Source organism: Changchengzhania lutea, assembly GCF_006974145.1.
Lineage (GTDB): Bacteria > Bacteroidota > Bacteroidia > Flavobacteriales > Flavobacteriaceae > Changchengzhania > Changchengzhania lutea.
Map to the genome: position 1 here is coordinate 2,236,074 of NZ_CP039456.1, position 23,531 is coordinate 2,259,604.

Consider the following 23,531-nt stretch of genomic DNA (forward strand, 5'->3'; position numbering starts at 1 on the left):
TAACTTAACGTTTTTATTGCAAAAACCTAATAAATTAGTTATTATTTTTACCAAACACGAAAAAAAGAACAATTATTTAATTAATCGTGTCTTTTTTCGCTCTATTTCTAATTAAAGCACCCAAAACCTTTCTTAAACCTTCTTGGGTAGAAGCGCTTGTGGTATCTGCTTTTTTAACTTGGGTAGAATCTGTCTGAGCCTTATTGCCTTTAAGAATATCCACAAAAACCTCTTTTATGGGATTCTGCTTTTCCTTATCCATAATAGAATCACTTTTATTTTTATTACCTGAAATAATATCACCAAGCATGCCCTTCACTTTATCTTTACCTTGATCTATCAATTTTTGTTTTTCGATTTCAATAAGTTGCTTGGTAAGATTAGCGACCCCGCTGGTTAAATCTGTTGATACATTGGGATTATTATAAGTACCAGAGATAATCGCCGTCACAGGTATGGAAATGGTATTTGCTTCTTCCGTATCAATTTTACCAATAAGTCTGTTCACTTCACTTCCCAAGTAGGACGCAGGAATATTAAATACAGCATTATAGTTCATGGTCTTATCAAAACCATGGGTTCCAAAAACATCAATAACGATATCCTTATATTTAAACTGAAAGGGTTTAACGCTTACTTGTCCGTTAGAAAATTCCAATTGTGTTTTTAAATCCTTTAAATCCAACCTATCAAAGTCTATAAAGCTTAAAGCGCCACCCAATTTACTTAGCACCTTACTCTGATTGGCACTAATACTGGTGGTCAATAATTCGGCTAAGGCTTTTCCGGACACTGAACTGAGATCTAAAGAAAAATCATCATTTAAATTACCCGAAAGCCCAATGCTCGTATTTAATTTTCCTTGAAGAATTCTAGCCACGGGAGCCAAATTTTGAAGCAGTTCCAATTCATTGAACGATTTTGAAATATCAAATTGATCGGCGACCAGGTTTAAATTAAACTTTGAAACATCATTATTGGCGATAACGTCTCCCGCAAGTGCTAAGGTCCCGTCAAACAAGCTAGAGGTGACGTCGCGGAGTGCCACTTGTTCATCTTTAATGGAAATTACGCCTTTAACATCCTGCAATTTAAGATCATCATAAATTACAGTATTGGCATAGGCGCTCACTGTGCAATCCAGAAATGCTGGAATTTTAAGCGATTCCGAGGTCTTATTAGTTGCTTTGTTTTCGCCAGTAGCTTCTTCTTCTGTCATAAAATCACTCACCTTAAAGACGTTAGAATTCAATGTGAAATTACCTTTTAGCGTATTATCGCTAAACATAAAGCCAAGTAGGTTTGTAATGGTTCCGGTAGCGCTAATGTCACTTTCACCGGTTTTAGCTTTAAAGGATTTTAAATTGACATTACCTGCGTTTAAAGTCATATTCGCTTCAGAAATTTGCATCGGCATATTAAATGCGTCGTTAGCAAATGTAACATTACTCACGTTGGCATAACCATCACTTTTAATTCTTGAATAGGCATTGGTTTCAATGGCATTCATATCAAAAGCCGTATTTATTTTTCCTTTTAAAATCCCTGTCAAGTTTTGTTCTAAATCAATTGGGTAGGCTTGGCTCAGATTGGCCAAATTCAATGTGCCGTCAACCGTCGCATCCACCAGCATATTTTTTGTTAAATTTCTCAATGTAGCAGACGATTTGAAAACGTCCTCATCAATTTTAAAATTTAAGGTTTCAATATCTATATAGGTGTCATCGGCATTTCCTGTTGTGTTTTTAATGCCCATGTTTATAGAAATATTATCGACACGTTTCGGAAGGTCTGGGTATTTAAATGAGGCATTATTTGAAGTCACGTTGATATCTAAGGTAGGAATCGTGTTATTGGTCATCTGGCCTTTTATAAGACCTTTAATTTTAAAATCGCCACTGGTCTCTACGTTTTCTATATTTTTTGAATAGGCTTCAGGAATAACAGCCAAAAAATGTTTAAAGGATGACGAAGGATTTTCAAACGAAATGTCAATGTCTTGACCATCATCCAACATTTGAACATAGCCTGTAAACTCTAAAGGTAATTGATTGATGTAACCTTTATTTTCTTTAAAGGTATACTTATAATTGGTTAAATCCAATCCTATGAGCGCATCAAGTTTAACGGCATTATTATCTAAATAATTAGTACTGTCTATGGTAATACTGAGGTGGGCGTCGCTAGTGGTCTGTAATTCTGACTGGTTTGCAGAAAAGAGGCCTTTTCCTTGATGATTTAATTCTGAAATATGCACTATAATGTCTGAGGCTTCATCAATATAAGTTAGTGCGCTTTTGTTGATCTCGTAATTTTTTAAATCGAATGAAAAGTACGTACTGTCGGTCGCTGCATTTTCCTTTTCAATAAGGATGTCATAGTTATCGTTGCCAAATTTATTGGTTTTTAGCGTTAGCAGTGCCTCGTTAATTTCAATGGCATTGACAACAATAGGGTCGCCACTACTGGTTTTAAAAAGCTCTTTTACGGGCATGCTAAAGGCAATATCTTTAGCCGTCGCTAATGTTTCATCTTTAAAGGGTTCAAAATTGGTAATCACCAAATTACTCACATTAATATGGGCGTTTGGGAAATCCCTAAAAAAACTTAAGTTCACATCGCTAAACTCCACGTTCGCATTCAGGTTATTGTTTATAAAGTTTTTGACCATGGTTTTAATTTGACCTTGAAACGCAAACGGAATAACCAATAACAGCGCCATGATAATTAGTATACTGATGCTTGTTATTTTTAATGTTTTTTTCATGAGAATTTTTATGCTAAAATGTGTGGAACAATCGAAGTCTAAGTAAATGAATATTCTTTAAAGTGAATGACTCATAACATTTATTTATTGCCTCATTATGAATACTTTAACTAAATGAGCTCAATTTCTTCGTTAATAGCTAGTTTGAACCGTTTTCTGAATAGATAAACCCCCAAGTATAAAAATGGCGTATCACAGGCCGCAATAAGCACTTTGAATAAAAAACCAGCGATTAGCAGGCCTAAAAATTTATCCCAAGCTATAATGCTGAAGGCGCACAACAAAATGAGCACGGTAAAGGTATCTACAAACTGAGATAAAAAGGTTGAAAAGTTATTGCGCAACCACAAGTGTTTGCCTTTGGTAAGTCGTTTCCAGAAATGATAAATTTGAATATCGACAAACTGCGCAAACAAATAGGCCATCATACTGGCAAAAACAGCAAGCATGGTATTGCCAAAAACGGTAGAGAACATGCTGTCGGTTACGGGAGACCATGCTGTTGCGGGTACTGCATTTGATACAGAAATAATCAATAATGAAAAAAGCGATGCAAAAATACCAGCAACCACTACTTGGTTCGCGCGTTTTTTACCGTAAATCTCGCTGATTAAATCTGTAATTAAAAAGGTAATGGGGTAGGGCAAGATGCCCACGGAAAGTTCAAAAAGCTTCGTCCCAAACAATTCGATGTCTAAAGGATACCAGTAAAAGAATTTTTGAAATATTAAATTAGAAACCACTAAGGAGGTAATAAATAACGAGCCCAAAAGTAGATAGATACGTTGGGCAACAAGTTGGTCTTTAATGGTCATAGAGGCGGTAAAAGATTTAAATAATGGCAGCATATGTATCACGGTTCCAGTTAAAACAGTATGAAGAACTAAAATTGTGAATAAATAGCTTGTTGTAAATATAAAGTAAACCATTTACTTTTCATTATTTTGCTTTCACTTATGATGCACCCAAAAATTTTCCACATTGCCTTAGGCAGTAATAAAGGCGATAAATTTAAAAACTTGCAGCAGGCCTTAGAGGTCTTGCATCAAGATGTGGGTACTATAACCTCGATTTCGAGAGTGTATAAAGCCCCCGCAGTCGGATTTAAGGGCGATGATTTTTATAACGCCTGTATTCGTATTGAAAGTCATTTAGAGCCTGAGCAGCTTTTAAAAACACTTTTGGACATCGAAATTAAAATGGGACGCACCCGAACATACCATAATACCTATGAGGCTAGAACCATTGATTTGGATATACTTTTAGCTGAAGATACCATTATAGATACAGCACCCCTTCAAATTCCGCATCCTGAAATGCATAAGCGTAGGTTTGTGTTGCAGCCGCTACAGGATATTGCGCCCAAAGTGGAGCACCCCGTATTAAAGCAGGACATGGTGGCATTGTTAGAAAATTGTAATGATTCTTCGGTTTTAGAACCTTTAAATATTTGGCTAAAAAACCCAAGTAAGTCCTGCGATTTTTCTAAATACAGTTACATCGCCATTGAGGGGAATATTGGTGCTGGAAAAACCAGTTTAGCTACAAAAATTGCGCATGACTTTAATGCCAAACTCATTTTAGAACGCTTTGCAGACAATCCGTTTTTGCCTAAGTTTTATGAGGATGCCCAACGGTATGCGTTTCCATTGGAAATGTCGTTTTTGGCAGATCGTTATCAACAAATTTCGGATGATTTAGCACAATTGGATTTGTTTAAAGACTTTATTGTAAGCGATTATGATGTGTTTAAATCGCTTATTTTTTCTAAAGTCACCTTGTCTGCTGATGAGTTTAATTTGTACCGCAAGTTATTTTACCAAATGTATAAAGATTTGCGTACTCCAGATTTATATGTATATCTCTACCAAAATACCACAAAACTTCAAGAAAATATAAAAAAACGTGGGCGCGATTACGAACAAAATATTGCCGATGAGTATTTAGAAAAAATAAATACAGGGTATTTAGGGTTTTTAAAAACCCAAACTGATTTTAACGTCAAAATTATTGATATCTCTGACAGGGATTTTGTAGATAATCGCGCAGATTATTTATGGGTTTTGGGAGAGATTTGTGGGGAGTGATTTTTGGGTTGTGCTTATCGTTTATGTATATCTTGAATAGTGCGGTTTTGTGTGCGAGGATTTTCCGAAGGAAAATCGGATGCAAGCAAACAAAGCAACTTACATTGGTTAGGCTAAAACTAGCAATTTTTTATATACTGTTTTGGCTTTTAGTGCTTTTACCTTTTAATAATTCATTTTAAATTCCCAATTTATATATCTAATTCAAATTGAAACTGGTTTGATATTCTTTTCTAAGAATTTAATATTTGTGTATATTTCCTTTGATAGAAAAAAATCATAAATAAGCCTATTTTTCAATATGTTTTTTTTATATCTTATTTATTGTAAATGTAAGTATATGTTCTTGTATTATTATTAATGTCTGTATAAGTTGATTTAATTAAAAAGTCATCGTTATCATAATCATTTAAGTAATTTATTGTTCTTGTAATGACACCACTTTCATAATATTCGATTTTACTAATATTATTAACATTTAATGACATACCAGCAGCCGTAAGTTCTTTTAAAATGTAAGGGATATTTGTATATGGAGACTTTTTATTGTCAAATGTATATATTTCAAATGCATCTGATACCGTCCTTTGTGTTCTTTTTAGAGAGTTTTCAGTAGCATTGTATTCGTAATCATAAAACCGGTTAGAATTATTAACTATACCAATAATATTTCTTGTTAAAAGTATATTTTCAGAACTATAAGTATATAAGAAATCATATCTTATATTGTCATCGGTGTCGTATTGTGTTAGCCTTTTAATTTTATTTTCACCATCGTATTCAAGTAATGTATATGCTATTGATACTATAGCGTTATCATCATAAGATCTATTAATCCGAACAACATTTTCATTATTATAAACATATTCGTCTTCATTGTTTAATGCATCTGTTCTTTTTTGTTTAATTAATTTCTTTGCCTCATTATAAACAAATTCATAGCCAACACTATTTTCTCCATTATATGTAGAAGTAGTATTTGTTAATAATTTAGGAACAACAATTATACTTCCTTCATTATCATCAGAAGAACAAGAAGTTAAAATTAAAAATATTGTAAAGGTTGATAAAAAAATATTTTTCATAATAATTTGTCTGTTTAGTCTATTTTTTCGTGCATTAAAGCCAACGATCATGATTTGAAATCGTTTGATAAGCAAAGTTAGAATTTTATAAGTTTAGAATCAAGTTAAATAATCTGTAAAAACTTTCAAAAAAACAAATTTGTCATCCATACCTTCTTAATAATAATAAAACGATACACATTAAAACATCCTAAATAACGTCGTCACAAGACGCCCTTTTCCGTCTTCCAAAATATGCTCTCCCAATTGTGTTTGGTCTTTAATTTTTAAATTAAAAGGCGGTTCTAATATATTAACCCCACTGTTTTGTTTTAATCTAATGCCTTGGCCAGAAATTATGTCTTTATTTGGTTCAAAATTGCCCAAAGGAATGTGTTCGGTTAGGATGATGTATTTATAAGCGGCTAATTTCTTAGTTACTTTTTCTATGTCCGTATTAGACAAATGTTGTAACACCTGTCTTAATATAATGCAGTCTGCTGGCGGAAGGTCATCTTCTATAATATCTATGCAATGGAATTCTAAGTTGTGTTCCTTGTATAATGTTTTGTTCCTATCAATAAGGTTTTCAACAATATCCATAGCCATATATTTTTTGGAGTGTTTGGTAAGATGTTTTCCAATATTAAAATCGCCACAGCCTAAATCGCAAACGACTAAGGATTTATTGTGAGATTCTAAAAAGGCCTTTATAGTTTGTAGATATGGTATGGTGATTTTTGGGTCGTGGGATCCAACCCCAGAATAAAAATCGAATGCTGCACCACCCCAAAGATGCATGTCGTAAATCTGGTACATCACAGCTTTGGTAGGCCAGGGTTTCTTCGGAGTTTTTCTCACCTATTTCAGAATTCAGATAGCTTATTAAACACATCCCAAACGACTACCCCGCAACTCACCGAGATATTCAACGAATGTTTGGTGCCAAATTGCGGGATTTCAATCACCACATCACTGGCATTTACGACATCTTGCGACACACCTTTTACTTCATTTCCAAATACTAATGCGTAAGTTGTTTGTTGTTTAGGTTTGAAGTCGTTTAGCATGGTGGCGTTTTCAGCTTGTTCAATAGCGCAGATTTTTACGTCATCAGCTTTTAGTTTTTTAATAAGGTCTAATGTGTTTTCAACGTGCTCCCAGTTTACAGTATCGGTACTTCCCAAAGCGGTTTTATGAATATCCTTGTGCGGTGGCGTTGCCGTAATGCCACAGAGGTAAATTTTTTCAATAAGAAAGGCATCACTGGTTCTAAAAACCGAACCAATATTATTTAAACTCCTAATATTATCCAATATAATAATGATGGGTGTTTTTTTAGCTTCTTTAAAGCCATCAACACTTAATCTATCTAATTCGCTGTTTTTTAGTTTGCGCATATTGTTTCTTGTTTTCGTCATTGCGAACGTAGTGAACCAATCTGTTCGTTTTTAGCTCCAATTAAACAGATTACTTTTGTCCTTCTTCCTCAGAAATGACGTTTGCATTGTTGAAATCTATATACTATTGTAGATAACTTCTAAAAAATCAACTTCATAAAACATGAAATTTATGGTACATTGCATGCTACAATTTTGACAAAAATAATGAACTAGTTTAAACTTTTTTTATTGAAGCGAAAAATAATGATTTTTTGCTCAATTGAAGGCTTTTTTGAACTGCATAGCATCGCTACGGAGTAATAAAAAGACAATAGGTGATTGAAAAATAACATTTTGCAGCCCATTCAAAAAGTTTAAACCAGTTCAACATTAAATAAATCCACATTCTCATTGGCTAAAAAAACAAAAAAAGTAACGCCTTTAATGAAACAATATAATGCCATCAAGGTCAAGTACCCTGATGCGCTGCTGTTGTTTCGTGTAGGTGATTTCTACGAGACCTTTGGTGCCGATGCTATTAAAACAGCAGGTATTTTAGGGATTATTTTAACCAAACGGGGCGCGGGTAGCGAAAGTGAAATTGAATTGGCAGGATTTCCACACCATTCCTTAAACACCTATTTGCCAAAATTGGTCAAAGCAGGTGAGCGTGTGGCTATTTGCGACCAACTTGAAGATCCAAAACTAACCAAAACCATTGTAAAACGTGGCGTAACTGAATTGGTAACCCCTGGTGTGGCTTTTAATGATGAGGTTTTAACATCAAAATCCAATAATTTTTTATGCTCCGTCTATTTTGATAAAAAATATATTGGCATTTCGTTTTTAGACATTTCAACGGGCGAATTTTTAACCTCTCAAGGAAACGCAGAATATATTGATAAACTGCTTCAAAATTTTAATCCGAGTGAAGTATTAGTATCAAAACAAAAGCGTACCACATTTAATGAGACCTTTGGGAGCGATTTCCATACCTTTTATATGGAAGACTGGGTGTATCAAACAGATTATGCCTACGAGACTTTAGTAAAACATTTCGACACAAAAACATTAAAAGGCTTTGGTATTGAAGATTTATATGAAGGCATTATTGCATCGGGCTCTATCTTGCATTATTTAGGCGAAACCCAGCATCATAAGTTGCAGCATATTACATCTATTTCTAGAATCGCAGAAGATGCCTATGTGTGGATGGATAAGTTTACTATCAGGAATTTAGAGCTTTACAATTCAACCAATCAAAATGCGGTAACGCTATTAAACGTCATCGATAAAACTATTTCGCCTATGGGCGGAAGGATGTTAAAACGCTGGTTAGCATTGCCTTTAAAAAACGTTGAAAAAATAAAAGAGCGTCATGAGGTGGTTGATTTTTTAACAGGTGAAAACACCACGCTTCAAAAGATTCAAAATCATGTAAAGCATATAGGCGATTTAGAGCGTTTAATTTCTAAAGTAGCCACTGCAAAGGTGAATCCGCGAGAAGTGATTCAGCTTAAAAATTCCTTAGAAGCCATTGTGCCCATAAAAGGATTGGCAACTCAATGTACTAATGAATCCCTTAAAATTATTGGAGACAAATTGCAGGGTTGCGATGTGCTCCGTGAAAAAATTAAAGAAACCCTTAATGAAGATGCGCCTGTAAACGTATTAAAAGGGCATACGATTGTGGCTGGGTTTTCTTCAGAATTAGATGAATTAAGAGGCTTGTCCAAATCAGGTAAAGACTATCTAAATGGGATGCTCGAACGTGAAAGTGAGCGCACTGGGATTACATCACTTAAAATAGCATCCAACAATGTATTTGGATATTATATTGAAGTACGTAACACCCATAAAGATAAAGTGCCCGAAGAGTGGATTAGAAAGCAAACTTTGGTAAATGCGGAGCGCTACATTACAGAAGAACTTAAAGAATACGAAGCCAAAATTTTAGGAGCTGAAGACCGTATTCAAGCCATTGAGCAGCAGCTGTTTTCTGAGTTGGTGATGTGGCTTCATCAATATATAAAACCTGTGCAGCAAAACGCCTATTTAATTGGGCAATTAGATTGTTTGTGTGGGTTTGCACAATTGGCAAAGGATAATAATTATGTCTATCCGCTTATTGACGAGTCGCATAAATTAGATATTAAAAACGGGCGCCACCCCGTTATCGAAAAACAATTGCCTATTGGGGAGCCGTATATTGCTAATGATGTGTATTTAGATCGAGCAACCCAGCAAATCATCATGATTACGGGACCCAACATGTCTGGTAAATCGGCTATTTTACGTCAAACGGCTTTAATCGTGTTACTGGCTCAAGTGGGAAGTTTTGTGCCGGCCAAGTCTGCGAGAATTGGTTTGGTAGATAAAATTTTTACGCGAGTCGGAGCCAGTGATAATATTTCTATGGGGGAATCTACCTTTATGGTAGAAATGAATGAAACAGCGTCTATCTTGAATAATATTTCAGATAGAAGTTTAGTATTGCTTGATGAAATTGGTCGAGGCACAAGTACGTATGACGGTATTTCCATTGCTTGGGCCATTAGTGAATATTTACATGAGCACCCTGCAAAGCCAAAAACACTTTTTGCAACGCATTATCACGAGCTTAATGAAATGACTGAAACCTTTAATCGCATTAAAAACTTTAATGTTTCGGTGAAGGAATTAAAAGATAACGTGCTTTTTTTAAGAAAATTGGTTGAGGGCGGAAGTGCGCACAGTTTTGGAATTCATGTCGCTAAAATGGCGGGGATGCCTCAACAAGTTTTACATCGTGCTAACGCTATTTTGAAGAAATTAGAGCAATCACATTCTAGTGAAGCGCTGACAGATGGGGTCAAATCAATTAAAGATGAGATGCAATTAAGTTTTTTCAATTTAGACGATCCGTTGCTTGAAAATATAAAAGAAGAGATTTTACATATTGATATTGATACACTTACGCCGGTTGAAGCGCTTATGAAATTGAATGAAATAAAGCGGATGTTAGTCAAGAAAAAAAGAGCATAAAAATTAAATGTATTATTTTGTAAAAAAGCCTTTGGTTTTAGTAGAAATATTTTAAATTTGCATCCGCAATAGCGATATTGTACGTTCATTATAAACTGCGAAAGTAGCTCAGGGGTAGAGCATCACCTTGCCAAGGTGGGGGTCGCGGGTTCAAATCCCGTCTTTCGCTCTGATACTTTAAAACATACCAAGCTGAAGTGGTGGAATTGGTAGACACGTTGGACTTAAAATCCAATGTCCATTAGGACGTACGGGTTCAAGTCCCGTCTTCAGTACTTAGAAAAACCGTAAACGATTATTAATCAATTGTTTGCGGTTTTCTTGTTTAATAAATAGTCAACATCTAGTCAATAATCTTCAAAATTTATTTTTATTACGTAGTCTTTTCTTACTGTTTTGTGTTTATATTATTATATTTATTTAAATAACATTATATGAATATAGAAGTACAAAAGGCAATTGAGAACGTCAGATTGGTTGATGCAGATAGAAATTATTGGTTTATAAGGTCGTATGGCGGTCAAATGTTTCAAGATTTCGTACAAAGAAAATATGTTGGAATTGGTTTAAATGAAGTGCCATTTGAGTATCTAAATGAATATAAGGAAGCTGATGATGATAACAAATCATATAATCGGATAAGAAATTTTATTGAAAAAAATACTGCATATAAAGATGGCGAAGCTACCAAATGGGCGAACCAGCTAATAAATTTTCAACACAAAGCAAAAAAGGGGGATTTAGTAATAGTGCCAAATAAAAATTCCTCTTATTTTCATATTGGTGTAATAGAAAGTGAAGTTTATCAAGTTAATGAAGACCTTACTTTTTTTCATAATAAGAAATATGAAAAATTCCCTGACAAGAGAAGGGATGTTAGATGGGAAAAATTAATCAGTCGCCATGACGTAAGGGCTGATTTAAGAGGAATGACTTCAACCCACCAAGCAATAACACTTGTTAATAAATATTCAGAAGGAATTGAAGGTCATATTTCGAGTATTTACATTAAAGAAGATAAAATGCACCTTGTCATCAAGGTTAATCAGGATGAAGATATTAACGCTTTTGACCTTAAAGATTTTTTATCTAGTATTACGTTTTTTTACAAAGAATTTTGTGCCGAAGAAGGTATAGATGTTGAAGATTTAACAATAAAAATTAAATTACAATCTAAAGGGAAATTAGCATTAAAAGCAGCTGTTTATGGTGGTGTATTTGGTATTGCAAGTCTCATTCTGCTATCAAATGATAATGAATTTAAGGCAGAAGTTGCTGGACAAAAGATTGAATTTAAGACTGGCGATGGGCTATTAAAAAGTATTTCTGATTTCAAAGATGCGAGTCAAAAGAGAAAAATGGAATATGAAATCTTTAAAAATAGTATGAAGAATTTAAAGGTAAAAGTGGTTGATGAAAAGGATGATGAGTTAAATAATGATGTTGCTAATGATTCTATAGAAAATGGGGAAGCTGATAATGGAAAGAATAATAGTGCTAATGATTAGAATCCAAACTAATTTTTTGTCTTCTATCTTTTTTTCTATATGAAAAACCTCGTATGATATTAGGTATAATGGGACATAGAAAAGCATAAACTCGACTAAAAAGATACTGATATAATATAGTATAAATAACTTTTCCATTCTAGGCAGTAAATATATTAATAATATAACGATTTAATATTTTACGTAGTATTTTTTTTATGATTTAATATTTAAGTGCTGATAAGATAGGCTAAATCTAGTTTAATTTTTTTGATAAAAATTCTTTTTATTTCTGTCCTTTTTAAAGATGTATTAACTAAAATATTAAAAATGCAAAAAGATTAATTCTAACGTTGTTATCGCTCTCTTTTTCTTTCAATAATTTCATTAAAACCATTGATGACAACATCTATACGAGCTAAAAGTTCCGTCATAATAATCTTTTTTGGGTGTTTCAATTCGTTATCATTACAGTAAGCCGTAATAAGTTCCTGTAGAGTAGTAAAAAAGGGTAATTCGTTTTCAGGAAATTCAAAATGATAAACTTTATATCTATCAAAAAGGGAGTTACTAAATACTAGTAGGTTTTTGTTTTTTAACCCTTTTAATTTTTCAAAAAAATCGTTTGGGTCAATAAACTCGAAAAAACTATTTTCAGAACTCAATATTTCGCTAAAAAAATCATCGAATTCAACCAATTCCTTATCTATTGCTTCAAAGATTTTATTCGCTTTCGTACTTTTCTCATTGCTTCTTTTTTCATTATGGAATTCAAGAATTTTCTTTTCGATAATATTTAAATCTTCTTCTTTTTTAAAATGTAGAATGTTAGCAATTTGACTAGTATTTATTTCAGAAGTATGTTTTGAAATATCCAACCCTTTTGTTAATAGAGAAACCAAATCTTCTTCTGTAATGTTTAAAGACCCAATTTCTCTATGATATTTAAGGTTGTTGTAAATTGTCTCGTAAGAGTACATGGTATATTTTCCTTGTTCTGCGAAGTTCAAAATTTTAGAAAGAGCAGTGTCTAGCTCATTATTTTCAAGAATTCTAAAGTTATATCCCATAAGAGTATTGAACGCTTCATATTCTTCAGTATTATTGATTTTTCCATTTCTGGAGTTAATTTCATTTTTTAATTTTTCTACATCAAGAAATCCTGTTAAAACAAACTCATAAATAGAATCTGAAAATATATATATATCTTTTTCGTTTTGACTGCTTAAATATTTATCTGCAAACTTATCTCTATAGCTTTTTTCTTTTTCCTCTTTTGTTTTCGATTTAATTATCGGTGTGCCTATTTTGTCATCATCATCTAGGTCAATAAATAACAAAAAATTATCAATACCTTGCTTGTCTTTTAAATTGGAAATTGTTAATTCACCATTTTTAAATTCATTACTGATTATTGCGGTGAAGAAAAGCATTCTATCAATTTCCCTATCGTTTTCATCTTTATAGTAGTTATACAGCTGACTTAAATTCTCCAAATAGAATCCGAAAGTCCTTAAATTTTCAATGTTATGGCTTCTAAAGAAGTGAATAACGATTTTTTCCTTACTAGCTAGAAATTCGTGAAATTCTGTATCAGTAATATTTTTTATATAACTATTAAATAGCTCATTATAATTAGCAGTATAATTTAATATTCTACCTATAACTTTTTCCTTTATTCTGTTATAGTCACTTTCCTTATTGATTTCTTCTTCTGCGGAAAAGATAATTACTTTTGCATTTTTATGTTCGGTATATTCATTTATCAAACCTAGAATTTTTTCAGGAGCTACAGCGCACCTTTCTAAATCATCGAAACACAATACAACTTTTGACACGTCGAGATTGATTTTTATACCTTTTGTGAAGTCGATTAATTGTGTTCCCCGTGCAAAAATTTTACCAACAACGTTAGCTGTATTTCGTAACAACTTGATAGTGTTTTTAATTTCTTTATTCTGCAGTTTATCCGAAATGGGTAATATGCTACTAAATAAAAGACTTTCAGCATCTTTGATACTTTCAATACCATTAAGAGAAATATAAATTGGTCTAAATCCTAATTCTGTAGCCTTTTTTTCAAGTACATTTTTCCATAAATAAGTTTTACCGCTTCCCCATTTTCCACTAATTAGCAAAGCATAAGTGGTTAGTTTTTTATTTAGATAGTCCTTAAATATTGATTCTATTTTTTTTGATTCCATTGCATAATGATTTGAACATAAAAATAGTTTAACTGTGCGAAATAACATCAATAAAAAGTGAAATGGTTATTGGTAGTTACACTTTGGTTACAAAAGGTTACAGTGTAACGCTAATGATAGATTATTTTTATTGGTTTTTAGGTTGTTTAATCATCATGATTCAAATAAATCGAATGTTATTGAAAAGAAACAATGAAAACGATGGCTTTTGTTAAAAATAACGGCTTTTTTAAGTGTAACGTTACAGTGTTACACTTAGCGTTACAGTTGGTCAAAAAAGGGTAATGCAAAAATAAAATGGAGTGCGCAACGTATTCCATTGGTAAGCCTAAAGTTTTACAGTACCTTTTTTGTTTCTCTTTAACTTCTTCTTCCGGGCTTCGTAATTGTTTCTATTATTACATGACTTACTGCAGTACTTTGTGCCGGCTCTTTTCTTTGTGATGCTAGTTTTACAAACCACGCATTTACGTCGTTTAATAGGCACTTTTTTAGGGACAATTTCTTTGTGTATTTTAACATCATCAGAAAGGTAACGTTTTACGTCTTTATCTAAATGCGTAAAGCGTTCACTTTTACTTTCTGAAAAGTTCCGTAATGCGTTACCATTTATAAGACGGTTATTAGCTGATAAAACTTCTAGCTTTTGTACTAATAATTGTAATACGTCTGCCTGGGTATTAGAGGTGCAAAACTCATGCTTTAATTCATGAAATGTTTTTTTTGCTTTGAATCGTTGCGCTCTTGAAAAGGTTTCCCAATTAGTGGCATCACATAGGAAAAGCCATTTTTGGCGTTGTCGAGGTGTCATTTTACGAAGTTTTGCGCCTTTATCATAAAATATCATATCACGCCACACACTAATCAATAATAGTTTAATACTGTTTAGGTTTTCAGGTTTTAGTATATCTGCTAAAACTTTAATATTATGTTTTCTGCCTAGTTTAGTGCTTTTGATAGCTAACTCTATTCTTAAAAGGCTTTCAGTGTCTTTAGGTGTTGCAATACCTTTATCATAAACTTTAACGTTGTACTCCTGTCTTTTGAGTTGTTTGCCATCAAATATTTCTTCGGTTTTTAATTGCCCAAAAGAACTATTTTGATAGGCTCTAATCCCTCTAATTATTGATTTAATGGGTTTGTCAGGTTTTATATTAGCACCTAATTCAAAGTTTTGTAAGATGGCTTTATTAGGATTAACTTTAAATGTGTTTTGAAGTTCTTTAACAGTTTCTTTAAGCATATTCATATCAAAGTCAAATGCATTATGCTCTCCATTATTGTAATATTTGGCTAATGAGCCACGAATAATTAAATGATGGTGCTTTGAAACGGTAGATGGTACTATTTTAAAAAACAATCCCTTGTAAAAGGCGTATTTGGCCTCACTTATTTCTCCTGTATTTTCATTTAGCTTCGATTGAAATTGTAGCAATGGGTTATGCTCCCAATCATGGGGAGTAGTACCAATACATAGTATTTTCACACCGTCTATGATAGCAAAGAGATTTTTTGTAGTTTTGGAATGGTTTGAAACTTGTTGCTAGGTTTGAAACTAACATTTGAACAAAAAAATAGAGGGCTTTAAAAGGTTCTCTTTTTTGTTTTATTGTAGAAAAAAGCACGACTTCTAAATCGTGCTTAATCCAATAATAAATAACTAGAACAAAACTTATAGTCTTCTTATTTTTTCATAATTAGGTCGAAAACCCTCATTGTCCAAAGGGGTTATACCATAGCTTAAAAGTTTATTTGTACTTTTTATAATATCTTTTATCTGATTTTTATAAATTACCTCATTGTCAATAGCTTCATTTAAATCATTAGTTATTCTAGTAATAATATCCAATTTCTGATTTTGAGCTTTACTGGTAGTGTAATAAGTTCCCTTATCGTCTAAATCCTTAAGATATTTATCGCTCAACTCTACACCTGTTTTTTTAATTATGAAGATATTATCAAGAAATTTTGAAGAGTGTTCAATTAGAGTTTTTTCTGCCAAAGAGCCATCTTTGCCTAAAAGTTCTAGTAAGGTCTGTATTTTTGCATTTGGGAATTGTGAATCTTTGCGTAGCATTTCAGTAACCTTTTTCCAGCCAAATTGTAGAATTTCGGTTTTCTCTATAATGGTTAATTCTTTATCGAATAGCTTTTGAACCTCGATTAAGCATTCATTTAAAAAAGGTATCTTTTCTTCGTTGTATTTGCGATTTTTTTTGATGAAATCTCCATCGCAGTATAAAAATTTTGGAGTGAATTTTGTTGCTAGATTTTTACTCATGATTACTGATTTTATTTATTGGTTTAATTTTATTTAATGAATTCCTGAAGCAGAAACCTTCATTTTTAAGGCTATGCGTTCTTTTAATTTGTTTGAAATAGGAAATGATTGTGATAGTGCTGAATTGAGAAATTCGATTGTCTTTCTGGAATCTGAATTTTCATCAGGAAGCTGTTTTACCTGGTCCAATAATTGTTCTGCTAATAACTCTGGGTTAACCTTTAGTTTTTCAGACAGTTTAATTATTAACCTTGCTGGTATTGGCTTGCTGTGAAAGCAATATTTTAGCGCATTTATAAGATGTGCGCTTTGCGTTGATTGAACCTGCATAGCTTTAGTTATTTAAGTTCAACTAATGCAGCTTCTACATCTACTCTACGAAAATATACTCTATTCCCAATACCTAAAGGCTTTAGTTTTTTTGATTTACACCAATTGTGAACTGTGGATAAATCAATAGATAGCATTTTTGCGACCTCATTTCGAGTAAGGTATTCCGTGGGTTGCTTTGGTTGGAACTCTTTTTTAAGTTCGTCTAATTGGTGTTTAACGCCCTTAACTATAACCTCTGTAAGTTCATCAGGGGTAACTTGAATGAATTGAATATTTGCCATTTCTAATTGTATTTATGGCAAATATTTCTTTGAGAAGTGTATTTTATTTAATCCAAAAAGGTATTATTTTAAGTACGTGCTAACTTTTTTGTCTGTAAATAGAATCTTTTAAATCTATATAGCGTTTATTTCGATTCTCAACAGTTTTAGTTTCTGCTACATATTTAGATTTTATTTGAATTAGTTTTTCATATTCTTGGTTTAGCCAAGCGGTAAAGTCTTTGTTTGAGCAATCAATATATTTGTCATCTTTCATTTTATGAAACATAAAACTTAAGAACCTTGCATTGCTAGGGTTTTCATTATAAATTTTATCCCATAATTCGTATGCTTTTTCATTATTACCTGTAAAAATCTTTGGGAATGGGTTTGTGTTTATTAACCTTTCATTAGTTGCTATTTCTTTGTCTAACTTTCTCAATTGTTTCCAAAAAAACTTATCGAGTGCATCCAATTCATTTGCGCAATGGAAAAAAGTTGATGCTTCCTTATTATAATCACTAGAGTTTAAAAACTGTTTTATAGCTATTTTGGCATAAGCAAGTTGATAAACAGATGTTTCCAAAGAAGATATTCTTAATGGCACTAAAGAGTTAAGGTGTTCTTTATATTTAACATTTAATTGAATTGGAAGATTTAATAAATAAGTTTTTGTTTCTTCAATTTGGTTAAGATTACGGGTCTTTTTATCTTCTAACCAATTGTCAATTTCTTTATAAAAATCTTTAACTTTATTCATTTGAAATGTTTTTAGTTTTGATTAGAAACCTTTTTGTCTATTATACTTAAGTGGCTCTCTTTTTTTTCTTTTAAGGCTTGCAATGTGTAAAAGTCTGCAATTTGTTGAGCATAATCTAACGAGTTTTTGCCAATATAATTTAGTAGCATTTTTTCTGATGAATGAGCAGTTATTTGCATAATTAAAGGTGTCGGAAGTGTTCCGTATAAATTAGTTGCAAAAGAACGACGGCAAACGTGTGAAGACATCAATTCCCATTTTTTATATGTACCGTTAATTTTACGTTTTTGTTTGTTGCCTTTGCCTTTTTCGGTTACGGTTATTTTACTGCCTTGTATCATTTCATCAATTTCAGCAAGTTTGCAAATTTCTTTTATATGCTTATTGAATTTCTGAATTGATATTTTATAAGGCAAACCACTTTTGATAATATCCTTTGTGGTTTCCAAGACAGGAATAGTTACATTCTTTCCTGTTTTTTGTTGTTTTAGTTCTATTACATTTAAGCCGTTTCGAGTTACAAAACTGTTTTTGTTGAGGTTTAGTAAATCGCCACCTCTTTGACCAATATTGCAGCCTAATAAAAGCCATTTCCTAGCATTTTTATGCGCTTCATTAAGTAGATTAGTCTTTTTAATGGAGTTAAGTTCAGTAGGTGTTAAATAAAGTATGTTTTCATTTTTGGATTTAGTGCTATCAATTTTTTTGAACTGTATGTTTGTTTCAATACCGTTTAGTTCAGCATCATGGCAAACCGTTTTTAAATCTGCTATTTTTTTTAGAGCATAACTTTTTTGATAGCCTTTTGTTTTTAGTAGATAATTTAGAAAGTCTTTTGCGAATTTTATATTTACGTCTTTAACCTTAAATCTGTTCGTTTTTTGATATTCTATTATCATTTTTTTTAATGACGAATAAGCGTTTTTTCTACTTTTTGATAAGCCAATACCGCCTTTAGCGTTTTTTCTTGTATCAACTTCATCAATAATACTTTGTATAGCATCGGTTAGTAATTCGCTTTGTTCTGTTTCATTAATTCTTTCAAAATGTAAATCGATTTGGTGTAACAGCCAATCCCCACTTATTTCATTTCCTTTAGTATTAGCTTCATTAAGTTTTTTGAGTATTGCAGTTTCTAAATCTTTTAATTCAGTAAGGAGGTTTTTGTTATCTGCATTGTTTTGTTTTGGTAGTCCAGTATCATTACTCCAATTCTTTGGGTTGATATTTAAGCCAGTTTTTCTTTTTATTACATTATTTCGACCTAATGAAAGTCTTAGGTAAATAGGAGTGCTTATAGACTTGCCTTGAAGTAAAAATTTAATAGTTGCCATAAATTGAATATTTGAACGTTCAAATCTAATCAAAAAATAGGAGTTAGTCAACATCTAGTTAACATTTAGTCAACCATATTCAATAGTATAATACTTTATTCAATAATTTGTTAATGAGGATTGTTTACTGTTTTTGTTGAGTTTAAAGGGTTTTGTGTGTTTTTGTTGAGGATGAAAAAATGCTTTATTGAATGGTTTCAAGTCCCGTCTTCAGTACAGATGAAAAGTCGAAACGAAAGTTTCGACTTTTCTGTTTTAAGAATGGCTTTGAGAGTAAAGTTCTCAGCCATTCTTAAAACAGAAAAGCAATCCAACTCTTTGGGTTGGCTTTTCCCAACATGTTGATATGGGACTCGACGGAATCACTTCCCGTCTTCAGTACAAAGCCTTTACATGATTTCTTGTGAAGGGTTTTTATGTTAAAATTGGTCATAAAAAAACCCGTTCTTAAAAGAACGGGTTTTTTATAAAATGATAATTTAATGCTTAGTTATCATCAGTAGCTTCATCAATAGCATCTTCTGCTGCTTCTGCTGCTTCTTCTGTTTCTTCAACAGCGTTATCAATAGCTTCGCCAGCTGCTTCAAAACCACCTTCTACTGCTTCTCCAGTTTCTTCAGCTGCATTTTCAATAGCTTCACCTGCATTTTCTGCATCGTTTTTTGTTTCTCTACATGATGTGAATGATAATCCTAATGCGACTAATAATACACCGCTTAATAATACTTTTTTCATTGGTTTGTGTTTTAGTGTTAATTGTTTAAAATACTGATTACGAATTTAGTGACTTTATATAAATCCACCGAAAATTATATTAATTTTTTTAACATAATTTGCGTATTAAAGTTATATACGTAGATAATCGAGAATATGGATGACGGCACCCTTGTTTTTTTTAATATAAGTGGCATTTTTACGGCCCATTTCTGTGCGTTTTGTAGCGTTAATCACTAATTCCTTTAATGTTTTATTAAACTCGTCCTGATTTGAAACAGATGCCATCCCACCATGCTTGATTAATGCGCTGGCTTCTGGGAATTTATCATGATTATTACCAATTATAACTGGAACACCAAATACTGCGGGTTCCAGTATGTTGTGTAACCCACTATTTCCCATGGCGCCACCAACGTAAGCCATATCGGCATAACTATATATTTTGGTAAGTATGCCAATAGTATCCACAATAAAAACTTGAGCAGACGCTAAATCTTGATTTTCCATTTCAGAAAAAAGTACACCGCTAGATTTGATTTTTTCTTTGAGCTGTTGTATTTGTAAGGCTTTTATTTGGTGCGGTGCAATTATGAATTTGAGGTCTTTCGAAGCTTCATGATTCAAATAATTAATAAATAAGGTTTCGTCTTCAGGCCAAGTACTACCAGCAACCACACATAATCGATTGTTTTTAAAAGTTTCAATAAAGGCTAGTGTATTGTCTTGGTCTAATTGACTGGTTACACGGTCAAACCGTGTATCACCAGATACCGTGGCGTTTGTATAATCAATAGACTCCAGTAAGGCTTTAGACGCTTCGTTTTGAGTAAAAATATGATCAAAAGTAAACAGGGCTTTTCTTAGAGTACTGCCATAAAATTTAAAGTACGATTGGTTTTTTCTAAATGCAGCCGAAATTAATATAGCTGATAAATTCTTGTTTTTTAATGCTTTCAAATAATTAGGCCAAATGTCATATTTAACGAATATGCTGAGTTCTGGATTTACAATATCGATAAATTTTTTTGCGTTCCGTAGCATATCAATAGGCAAATAAACCACCACATCTGCGATTGGTGAGTTTTTTCGAATGGCATAACCTGATGGTGAAAAAAAACTCAAAACAATTTTGTGAGCTTTATAGTGCTTTCTTAATTCTTTAAACACCGGAAGCCCTTGTTCGTATTCACCTAAAGATGCACAATGAAACCAAAGCGTTTTGCTTTCAGGAGTTAAATTGGTGGTTAATATGCTGAAGGTATTGCGTCTTCCATCGACACCAAGTTTAATCTTGTTATTAAATGGTGCGATGCATTTCAGAATGAAATCGACAATAAAAATTCCTAAACTATATAAAATACCCAATTCTAATTCTTTGGCGCTAAAATACATTTCTTTAAAATAAAACCATTGGTAAGCTGTCCTAATTTTGTAATTTCGTGATTTAGATAAGTCTAGATTAGTATGTTAGTTTCCTTATTTTTACATGCAAATTATTTCGACTATAAAATTTTTTAGATGAAGAAAATTCAAATGGTAGATCTTAAAGGTCAGTATCAAGGTATAAAGGATATCGTGAATCCATCCATACAGGAAGTTATAGAAACTACAGCATTTATAAATGGCCCAAAGGTTCATGAGTTTCAGAAGAATTTAGAAAGGTATTTAAATGTTAAGCATGTTATTCCTTGTGCAAATGGAACCGATGCCTTGCAAATTGCCATGATGGGGCTGGGTTTAAAACCCGGCGATGAGGTCATAACTGCAGATTTCACGTTTGCCGCAACGGTAGAGGTTATTGCGCTTTTAAATTTAACACCCGTTTTGGTTGACGTTAATGAGGATGATTTTAACATTAATATCGAGGCCATCAAAAAAGCCATTACACCAAAAACAAAAGCCATAGTTCCAGTGCATTTATTTGGCCAATGTGCCAATATGGAGGCGATTATGGAGATTGCAGATGCTAACAATTTATTTGTTATTGAAGATAATGCGCAAGCCATTGGATCTACATACACTTACAAAGATGGCCGAAAATTGAAAGCAGGAACCATTGGTCATGTGGCTTCTACATCGTTCTTTCCTTCAAAAAATTTAGGTTGTTATGGTGATGGTGGTGCTATTTTTACTAATGATGATGAGTTAGCACATCGTATTAGGGGTATTGTAAATCATGGTATGTATGAGCGCTATCATCATGATGTGGTTGGTGTTAACTCAAGGTTAGATAGTATTCAGGCCGCTGTTTTAGACGCAAAGTTGCCGCATTTAGATGCTTATAACAAAGCCAGAAGACATGCTGCAGGAAAGTACAATAAGGCTTTCAAGGATATAGAGAGTATCATCACCCCTAAAACAGTTAATGGATGTGATGGCATCTGTGATACCTGCGATTGTCATGTATTTCATCAATACACATTACGGGTAAAAGGCGTAGATAGAGATGCGTTGGCAAAACATTTAAATGAGCATGATATCCCATGTGGTGTATATTATCCAATTCCACTCCATAATCAAAAGGCGTATGTGGACTCTAGATATAATGAAGCAGATTTCAAAATAACCAATCAGTTAGTGAAAGATGTTATTTCTTTGCCCATGCACACAGAATTAGACGATGAACAAATAGAATTTATTACTTTAACACTTATAAAATTTATAAATGGATAAAATATTAGTTACTGGTGGATTGGGATTTATTGGGTCGCACACTGTTGTAGAACTACAAAATGAAGGCTATGAAGTTGTTATAGTAGATGATTTATCAAATTCGTCTATCGATGTTTTAGATGGTATTACAGCAATTACTGACAAGAAACCATTGTTTGAAAAATTAGATCTAAAAGACAAGACTGGTGTTGAACGTTTTTTCGCAAAACATCAAGATATAAAGGGCGTCATACATTTTGCCGCAAGTAAAGCCGTTGGTGAGAGTGTTAATGAACCTTTGCTCTATTATGAAAATAATCTGAGCACCTTAATTTATATTTTAAAAGAACTTAAGAAACTCCCAGAAGCGAGTTTTATTTTTAGTTCATCTTGCACAGTGTACGGGCAAGCAGACGAATTGCCAATTACAGAAAATGCACCTGTAAAGCAAGCTGAGTCCCCATACGGCAATACAAAACAGATAGGTGAAGAAATCATCGGTGATACGTGTAAAGTGACACCAACTTTAAAAGCGATTACACTTCGCTATTTTAATCCAATCGGGTCACATGAATCAGCAAAAATAGGTGAGCTACCCATTGGAGTTCCTCAAAATCTAGTGCCTTTTATTACGCAAACCGCTATTGGTTTACGCGAACAGCTATCTGTTTTTGGTGATGATTACCCAACGCATGATGGTACCTGTATTCGGGATTATATTCATGTGGTTGATTTAGCGAAAGCACATGTGGTGGCCTTGGGTAGATTGCTTAAAAATAAAAATGGTTCAAATTATGAAACCTTTAATTTAGGAACGGGTAAAGGAAGCACGGTACTCGAAGTGGTTCAATCTTTTGAGCGTGTTTCTGGTAAAAAGTTGAATTATAAAATTGTAGGCAGAAGGGAAGGCGATATTATTTCTGCCTATGCCGATACTAATAAAGCGAACAATGTTTTGGGGTGGAAAACGCAGCTTAGTTTGGATGAGGCGATGCGATCTGCTTGGTTGTGGGAACAGAAGGTTAAAAGTAGTAAATAATATTTTATTATAAAAAAGTAAATACAAAAGAGCCATTCCTATTAAAACGGAGTGGCTTTTTACTGTCTTATACATATGGTTATTAAGGTAAAAGATTATCGGATATTACCTTTTTAAGAAAGTTTTAAGAGTTTTAACCG

The 23,531-nt window shown here is 32.9% G+C and carries 19 protein-coding genes and 2 tRNA genes; 7 read left to right on the forward strand and 14 right to left on the reverse strand.

Features of this window, described 5'->3' with window-relative positions; genetic code table 11:
- Positions 1 to 76: 76 nt before the first annotated feature.
- Together FAF07_RS10115 and FAF07_RS10120 are read right to left on the reverse strand one after the other, a co-directional pair.
- Positions 77 to 2,767 carry an AsmA-like C-terminal region-containing protein gene (locus tag FAF07_RS10115; RefSeq protein WP_142785001.1) on the reverse strand — a complete coding sequence of 897 codons (2,691 nt, stop codon included), beginning with the start codon at positions 2,765 to 2,767 and terminating at the stop codon, positions 77 to 79.
- Between the two features lie 110 nt (positions 2,768 to 2,877).
- Complete coding sequence (locus FAF07_RS10120; protein WP_142786591.1) at positions 2,878 to 3,582, reverse strand: queuosine precursor transporter; 705 nt, start codon at positions 3,580 to 3,582, stop codon at positions 2,878 to 2,880.
- Positions 3,583 to 3,723: 141 nt separating this feature from the next.
- On the opposite strand from FAF07_RS10120, the gene folK reads away from it, so the two are divergent.
- On the forward strand, positions 3,724 to 4,854 hold the full coding sequence (gene folK / locus FAF07_RS10125; RefSeq protein ID WP_142785002.1) for a 2-amino-4-hydroxy-6-hydroxymethyldihydropteridine diphosphokinase: 1,131 nt from the start codon (positions 3,724 to 3,726) through the stop codon (positions 4,852 to 4,854).
- Between the two features lie 317 nt (positions 4,855 to 5,171).
- Here folK and FAF07_RS10130 read toward each other — a convergent pair whose 3' ends face one another.
- The 3 genes from FAF07_RS10130 to FAF07_RS10140 all read right to left on the reverse strand — a co-directional run bounded on the left by FAF07_RS10130 (position 5,172) and on the right by FAF07_RS10140 (position 7,318).
- Positions 5,172 to 5,939, reverse strand: coding sequence for a hypothetical protein (locus FAF07_RS10130; RefSeq protein WP_142785003.1), 768 nt, complete (start codon positions 5,937 to 5,939; stop codon positions 5,172 to 5,174).
- 180 nt (positions 5,940 to 6,119) lie between these two features.
- On the reverse strand, positions 6,120 to 6,737 hold the full coding sequence (locus tag FAF07_RS10135; RefSeq protein ID WP_185956416.1) for a class I SAM-dependent methyltransferase: 618 nt from the start codon (positions 6,735 to 6,737) through the stop codon (positions 6,120 to 6,122).
- A 47-nt stretch (positions 6,738 to 6,784) separates the two neighbouring features.
- Entirely contained in the window at positions 6,785 to 7,318 is a 534-nt protein-coding gene (locus tag FAF07_RS10140; RefSeq protein WP_142785005.1) for an RNA methyltransferase, read from the reverse strand.
- A 393-nt stretch (positions 7,319 to 7,711) separates the two neighbouring features.
- Between FAF07_RS10140 and mutS the strand changes: the two genes are divergently transcribed.
- The 4 genes from mutS (at position 7,712) to FAF07_RS10160 (ending at position 11,832) form a co-directional block, all read left to right on the forward strand.
- A complete protein-coding gene (mutS, locus tag FAF07_RS10145; RefSeq protein ID WP_142785006.1) occupies positions 7,712 to 10,324 on the forward strand; it encodes a DNA mismatch repair protein MutS in 2,613 nt (870 codons plus the stop codon).
- 97 nt (positions 10,325 to 10,421) lie between these two features.
- Positions 10,422 to 10,493, forward strand: a tRNA-Gly gene (locus FAF07_RS10150).
- 22 nt (positions 10,494 to 10,515) lie between these two features.
- Positions 10,516 to 10,599, forward strand: a tRNA-Leu gene (locus FAF07_RS10155).
- A 159-nt stretch (positions 10,600 to 10,758) separates the two neighbouring features.
- The gene (locus tag FAF07_RS10160) at positions 10,759 to 11,832 is read left to right on the forward strand and encodes a hypothetical protein (protein ID WP_142785007.1); all 1,074 of its coding nucleotides are present in this window, start codon (positions 10,759 to 10,761) and stop codon (positions 11,830 to 11,832) included.
- Positions 11,833 to 12,167: 335 nt separating this feature from the next.
- Here the strand turns inward: FAF07_RS10160 and FAF07_RS10165 are convergent, their stop codons facing one another.
- From FAF07_RS10165 to FAF07_RS10205, 9 genes are all read right to left on the reverse strand, one after another.
- Positions 12,168 to 14,015 (reverse strand): P-loop NTPase fold protein, encoded by a 1,848-nt coding sequence (locus tag FAF07_RS10165; protein ID WP_142785008.1) that lies wholly within the window; start codon positions 14,013 to 14,015, stop codon positions 12,168 to 12,170.
- 328 nt (positions 14,016 to 14,343) lie between these two features.
- A complete protein-coding gene (locus tag FAF07_RS10170) occupies positions 14,344 to 15,501 on the reverse strand; it encodes a hypothetical protein (RefSeq protein ID WP_142785009.1) in 1,158 nt (385 codons plus the stop codon).
- 186 nt (positions 15,502 to 15,687) lie between these two features.
- Entirely contained in the window at positions 15,688 to 16,296 is a 609-nt protein-coding gene (locus tag FAF07_RS10175; protein ID WP_142785010.1) for a hypothetical protein, read from the reverse strand.
- 33 nt (positions 16,297 to 16,329) lie between these two features.
- Complete coding sequence (locus FAF07_RS10180; protein ID WP_142785011.1) at positions 16,330 to 16,626, reverse strand: hypothetical protein; 297 nt, start codon at positions 16,624 to 16,626, stop codon at positions 16,330 to 16,332.
- Between the two features lie 8 nt (positions 16,627 to 16,634).
- Entirely contained in the window at positions 16,635 to 16,910 is a 276-nt protein-coding gene (locus tag FAF07_RS10185) for a helix-turn-helix domain-containing protein (RefSeq protein WP_142785012.1), read from the reverse strand.
- A 79-nt stretch (positions 16,911 to 16,989) separates the two neighbouring features.
- The gene (locus FAF07_RS10190) at positions 16,990 to 17,649 is read right to left on the reverse strand and encodes a hypothetical protein (protein WP_142785013.1); all 660 of its coding nucleotides are present in this window, start codon (positions 17,647 to 17,649) and stop codon (positions 16,990 to 16,992) included.
- A gap of 11 nt (positions 17,650 to 17,660) precedes the next feature.
- Positions 17,661 to 18,983 (reverse strand): tyrosine-type recombinase/integrase, encoded by a 1,323-nt coding sequence (locus FAF07_RS10195; RefSeq protein ID WP_185956417.1) that lies wholly within the window; start codon positions 18,981 to 18,983, stop codon positions 17,661 to 17,663.
- Positions 18,984 to 19,469: 486 nt separating this feature from the next.
- A complete protein-coding gene (locus FAF07_RS10200; protein WP_142785015.1) occupies positions 19,470 to 19,718 on the reverse strand; it encodes a hypothetical protein in 249 nt (82 codons plus the stop codon).
- A 111-nt stretch (positions 19,719 to 19,829) separates the two neighbouring features.
- Positions 19,830 to 21,092, reverse strand: coding sequence for a 3-deoxy-D-manno-octulosonic acid transferase (locus FAF07_RS10205; RefSeq protein WP_246067682.1), 1,263 nt, complete (start codon positions 21,090 to 21,092; stop codon positions 19,830 to 19,832).
- 126 nt (positions 21,093 to 21,218) lie between these two features.
- On the opposite strand from FAF07_RS10205, the gene FAF07_RS10210 reads away from it, so the two are divergent.
- The gene (locus FAF07_RS10210; RefSeq protein ID WP_142785016.1) at positions 21,219 to 22,373 is read left to right on the forward strand and encodes a DegT/DnrJ/EryC1/StrS family aminotransferase; all 1,155 of its coding nucleotides are present in this window, start codon (positions 21,219 to 21,221) and stop codon (positions 22,371 to 22,373) included.
- Complete coding sequence (gene galE, locus FAF07_RS10215) at positions 22,366 to 23,391, forward strand: UDP-glucose 4-epimerase GalE (protein WP_142785017.1); 1,026 nt, start codon at positions 22,366 to 22,368, stop codon at positions 23,389 to 23,391. The genes FAF07_RS10210 and galE overlap by 8 nt, the downstream gene beginning before the upstream one ends.
- Positions 23,392 to 23,531 lie beyond the last annotated feature (140 nt).

Coding starts and splice junctions, on each gene's coding strand:
- FAF07_RS10160 (WP_142785007.1), top strand. CDS start 10,759: ATGAATATAGAAGTACAAAAGGCAATTGAGAACGTCAGATTGGTTGAT.
- galE (WP_142785017.1), top strand. CDS start 22,366: ATGGATAAAATATTAGTTACTGGTGGATTGGGATTTATTGGGTCGCAC.
- folK (WP_142785002.1), top strand. CDS start 3,724: ATGATGCACCCAAAAATTTTCCACATTGCCTTAGGCAGTAATAAAGGC.
- FAF07_RS10210 (WP_142785016.1), top strand. CDS start 21,219: ATGAAGAAAATTCAAATGGTAGATCTTAAAGGTCAGTATCAAGGTATA.
- FAF07_RS10190 (WP_142785013.1), bottom strand. CDS start 17,649: ATGAATAAAGTTAAAGATTTTTATAAAGAAATTGACAATTGGTTAGAA.
- FAF07_RS10195 (WP_185956417.1), bottom strand. CDS start 18,983: ATGGCAACTATTAAATTTTTACTTCAAGGCAAGTCTATAAGCACTCCT.
- FAF07_RS10140 (WP_142785005.1), bottom strand. CDS start 7,318: ATGCGCAAACTAAAAAACAGCGAATTAGATAGATTAAGTGTTGATGGC.
- FAF07_RS10115 (WP_142785001.1), bottom strand. CDS start 2,767: ATGAAAAAAACATTAAAAATAACAAGCATCAGTATACTAATTATCATG.
- FAF07_RS10185 (WP_142785012.1), bottom strand. CDS start 16,910: ATGGCAAATATTCAATTCATTCAAGTTACCCCTGATGAACTTACAGAG.
- FAF07_RS10130 (WP_142785003.1), bottom strand. CDS start 5,939: ATGAAAAATATTTTTTTATCAACCTTTACAATATTTTTAATTTTAACT.
- FAF07_RS10180 (WP_142785011.1), bottom strand. CDS start 16,626: ATGCAGGTTCAATCAACGCAAAGCGCACATCTTATAAATGCGCTAAAA.
- FAF07_RS10205 (WP_246067682.1), bottom strand. CDS start 21,092: ATGTATTTTAGCGCCAAAGAATTAGAATTGGGTATTTTATATAGTTTA.
- FAF07_RS10120 (WP_142786591.1), bottom strand. CDS start 3,582: ATGACCATTAAAGACCAACTTGTTGCCCAACGTATCTATCTACTTTTG.
- FAF07_RS10200 (WP_142785015.1), bottom strand. CDS start 19,718: ATGAAAAAAGTATTATTAAGCGGTGTATTATTAGTCGCATTAGGATTA.
- FAF07_RS10175 (WP_142785010.1), bottom strand. CDS start 16,296: ATGAGTAAAAATCTAGCAACAAAATTCACTCCAAAATTTTTATACTGC.
- FAF07_RS10165 (WP_142785008.1), bottom strand. CDS start 14,015: ATGGAATCAAAAAAAATAGAATCAATATTTAAGGACTATCTAAATAAA.
- FAF07_RS10135 (WP_185956416.1), bottom strand. CDS start 6,737: ATGTACCAGATTTACGACATGCATCTTTGGGGTGGTGCAGCATTCGAT.